The organism is Bacillus sp. DJP31, assembly GCF_049310945.1.
Lineage (GTDB): Bacteria > Bacillota > Bacilli > Bacillales > SA4 > Bacillus_BS.
The window spans coordinates 1-4,254 of record NZ_JBMERO010000066.1 but is presented as its reverse complement, the minus strand read 5'-3'; the positions used below and the strand labels follow the sequence as shown (position 1 = coordinate 4,254).

4 protein-coding genes are annotated in these 4,254 nt (G+C 33.8%); all 4 read left to right on the top strand.

Going from position 1 to position 4,254, the window contains the following annotated elements; translation table 11 throughout:
* Window positions 1–588 (top strand): recombinase family protein (locus ACOI1C_RS22250; RefSeq protein ID WP_422512826.1); only part of this gene is annotated, 588 nt, incomplete at its 5' end.
* Window positions 589–796: 208 nt separating this feature from the next.
* Window positions 797–997 (top strand): hypothetical protein, encoded by a 201-nt coding sequence (locus ACOI1C_RS22245; protein ID WP_422512825.1) that lies wholly within the window; start codon window positions 797–799, stop codon window positions 995–997.
* 692 nt (window positions 998–1,689) lie between these two features.
* The gene (locus tag ACOI1C_RS22240; protein WP_422512824.1) at window positions 1,690–2,433 is read left to right on the top strand and encodes a recombinase family protein; all 744 of its coding nucleotides are present in this window, start codon (window positions 1,690–1,692) and stop codon (window positions 2,431–2,433) included.
* A gap of 74 nt (window positions 2,434–2,507) precedes the next feature.
* A complete protein-coding gene (locus ACOI1C_RS22235; protein ID WP_422512823.1) occupies window positions 2,508–3,239 on the top strand; it encodes a hypothetical protein in 732 nt (243 codons plus the stop codon).
* The last annotated feature ends 1,015 nt before the right edge of the window (window positions 3,240–4,254 follow it).

The following is a 4,254-nucleotide window of genomic DNA, read 5'->3' as shown; positions in this document are numbered from 1 at the left end:
ACTTTATTACTAGAATTAAATAAGGAAAGTATTGCACGCCTTAACTCAGGTATTACAGATTCTTCTGAAAAAGATAAAGATTTTATAGAAAAAGTGAAGAATCTAATTGAGCAAAAAGAGAAAGAACTTGTTGGAAAAAGATTTATGAGAGGACAAAAGCAACGAATGAAGGATGGTAATGGGTGGGGAAGGCCACCACTTGGTTATATATATAATCATGTTACTAAAAAAATTGAGATCGATGAAAAATTCGCATGGGTGATCTCGGCGATTGATCAAATGTTCTTGGAAGAAAACTTGGGGATGAAAGCTGTTGCAGATAAATTAAAAGAAATATCTAGGGGTCAAAATGGGGAGCGGCTGAATGAAGGCCTTGTGTATAGGAGTTTACTGTCAAAGGCTTATCACGGAGTTATGGAAAAAAGAATTGATGGGGAGACCATCGCAATAGAAAATCTATATCCTCCTCTTCGTACAGAAGAAACGTGGCGAAGAATCCAAGGAGAACGTAATCGGAGGAGGGATTTATATAAAGGATCTAGTTCAGGTCACATTGACTTAAAATATCCGAATAGAACACCACAATAATAAATAACGCATTGTAATCCAGGTTGAGGTGTTAGACTAGCAAAAAGCCTCAAGTAAACTAATTACATGTTAATAGCTGCAGAGGAAGAACCTCGGGCAAATAAGATTCAGATTAGAATTATTTCTAATTTGGAGGTCTTATTTGTTCGGGGTTCTTTTTGTTTTCTGCTAAGGGTTGATTGTTTTAAAAATTTGAAGGAGTGACGTGATGAATAAGAACCAGTTTCCCATATGCCAAGATATTTTAAGAAAACGCCAAGCAATTCCAATGAAATTAGCAGAGTTATCTTACACAAAACCTGAAACTGCTCTATCATTTTTGAGATTATGGGGGGAGAAAAAGGTACAGATTTCTCCACTTTACGAGGAAATTCTAACACATTTGGAGCAGGAATTGCCTATAATCTAATATTCATAAATATAAGATTAATAGGTTTATAGATTAAATTTGTTAACAAAAACAATGAATAAAAAAGGAGTGTAATTAAATGAGAGCAGCATTGTATCTGCGTTAATCACTAAAAAGCACAAGAAATATATTATTCACTTGGAGATTAGTCAGAAGAGAAAGCAATTTTTTATGAAAACATGTGTAAATTGCATCTCCTCTTTCTAGAATTGAGTTATTTTCTGATAAGGATGAGAAATTGATATTGGAAATGAAGAATCTAATTGCTGAACGCGAGAAAACTGTTATCCGCAAGAGTGTCGAATTGTATGAGCCAAATACAATGAAAGAAGTGAAAACAAGGTGAGGGCTCCCGCAGTCTGGTTTTATTATGACAACAGCAATAAATAAATTTTAGTCGATGAACCACGGGGATGGATAATCCCCTTCATAGATCTTTTGTATCTCGAAGAGCGAGTCCCTCCACTTACGTTTTTGTTGAATTCGTCCCCAGGTTTCAGCTATTCGAAGAGGGGGATAAACTAACTTGGATGGGCTTCAGAGGGCTAAGTAGTATAAGATACATATTACTTATGTACCACAAATGAATTAAATTATGTTAGTTCATAATAAATCAAACCAAAGTAGAATGTTTAATACAAATGTGAAAATGTAATAATGGATATAAATAATACAAAATGGGAGGTTTGGAATTGAGTGACTCATTACAAATAATTATTAGAGTAATTATTTATATCCGTGTCTCAACAAAGCTACAAGAATCCAAGTACTCTTTAGCGGGGCAGCTTGAAGAATTGATAAGATATGCCCAAGAACAGGGCTGGACAATAGTAGCGACGTATAAAGACACTGATAGCGGAGGGAAGTTAGAAAAGGAAGGAATGGATAAACTATTGAATGATGTCGAGGAAGGAAAAACCGATATCGTTCTAGTAGTAGACCAGGACAGACTTTCAAGGTTGAATGTTACAGAATGGGAATATCTAAAATCCATTTTAAGAGAAAATAAAGTGAAAATCGCAGAACCAGGAAACATGGTTGATTTAACAGATGAATATGATGAATTTTTTTCTGACATTAAAAACTTGATTGCAAGAAGAGAAAAGCGAAATATTGTTAGAAGAATGATGAGGGGAAAACGTCAAAAAATGAGGGAGGGCAAAGGTTGGGGGAAACCGCCAATTGGATATACTTTTAATAAAGATACGAAAAAATATGGAATTAATGAAGAATGGGCGTGGGTGATTCCAGCTATTGATAAAATGTATCTTGAGGAAAACCTTGGAATGAAAGCTATTGCTGATAAATTAAATGGTATATCTAAAACACCTACTAATACTTACTGGAATGAAACTCTAGTATACAGACGCCTTATATCAAAGGCATTTCACGGTGTCATGGAAAAGAAGTTTTCAAATGATGAAACGATTGTATAGATAATATTTATCCAAAGCTAAGATCAGAGGAAACATGGAATAAAATTCAAGAAGAAAGAAAAAAGCGGGGGGAGGTGTATAAAGCAGATCAAAGAAATAATGAAAACTTACATATGCTAAGGAGAACGAATATCAAATGTGGGATGTGTGGCCGTAAGATCCATGTAGCAAACCAAGGAGGAAAAAAAGCTGCAAGATATTACTTGAAGCATGGAAGAAAGCTAAGGCTTAAAGATAGATCGGTATGCGACATTTCAATAAATACTATTAGATTTGATGATAAAATTCTCTGTGCGGTAAAAGAAATTTTATTGAGTGAAGAGTTGGCTAAGAAATACATTAAGATAGATATTGATGAAGAGGAAATCACGAGTTTAAAGTCACAACTTAAGAAGGGTCAAAAAGTGATATCCCAAATGGAAGAAAAACTAGATAGACTTTTGGACCTTTATTTAAATTCAAAGTATTCCAAAGAACAATTTGCGGTAAAAGAGAAAGAATTAGAAGGCCAATTAGAGAACCAGCTGAAGATACACAATCAACAGAGAGCTAAACTTGAAACACTTGAAAAGCAGGAATGGAATTACGAAATGCTTTATCAATATTTTGAGGTTGCAGATTCGTTGGAATATGAATTAACTCCAAACGAACGTGCTCAATTGCTGGGTGAATTATTTCCTGAAGCAATATTGTATGAAGATAGAATAGTGCTTATTGCTGAACTTCATGTGGGTTTTCCCATTGAGATAGAGGTACTGATTGATAAAGACCCATACACATGGCACCATTCAAAAAAAATGGGTTAGTTATCTTAAAGGTCAATTAGCATAATGAATTAAGTATTTTCACTTAGTATATTGAATTAGAACATTTGTGAATATTTTAATAGTTAACAGCAACCAATTAAATAGTGTAAAACACAAAACACATTAATTCCAACTTCTCTAATCATTTTATAAATCGCTTTGAAATGAAGATTCTGAGGCTCCAAGAACTAGATTTGTATTAGATGATTTGAATAGGAGAAGGAGAACTGTTGAAAAAGTAGGGAGACGATTACGTTTTTTAAGTGATCGTCTCTTCGCCATTAGACTATATACTGCGCAATAACTATCTCAAATGGACTTCGGGTGGAGTTACCTTCCTTGCTCATCGAAACCGTTTTATAATCGCTATTCTATTATTACTAAGACAAAACTCCAAAAAATCTTAATTCAATGTTCCTTAACAAATGGCTGCTTAGTTGAACAAGGACAATATAAAAAACGAAACGCTTGGACATTAAAATGTCCAAGCTTATTTGGTTGCTATTTATACTGTTATTTGGAGTGCTAATTATAATGATTTTTAGTGTAATAATTACACTTTTCCTCATTTTCTCCACAGTATCGGAACTTCTTATCGTAGTGAGTAGAGGCTTTAATCTCATTTCGCTTTGTATTGTATCTTTCCATTAGTTTTACTTGTGTATTCATGCTCCTGTCTGCCTTTCTTTCATTAACCACAACAATGAATAATACCAGGTACTAAAGCTTAAAGTAAATCTTCTATAGGTATTCCAAAATAGTCAGCAAATTTATTCAATATTTTTTACTTAGGAACTCTAATATTATTCTCATAACGTCCGACACTACTTAAACCAATCCCTAACTCAAGTTGTCAACCTACATAATAATAAATCCCCATGTTCTTCACCTCATATTTACAGGTCTTTGTACTGCGACGATGATTCTTAGAAAAACCTATGAAAAGTATTTCCAGAATGAATTCAGCAAGGTTTGTCACTGTTTGATTTTCAAAAGCGAACATATTATCCTAGAT

What these genes read in the sequence shown, in the direction of transcription:
- ACOI1C_RS22245 (WP_422512825.1), top strand. Translation starts at nt 797, where the DNA reads ATGAATAAGAACCAGTTTCCCATATGCCAAGATATTTTAAGAAAACGC.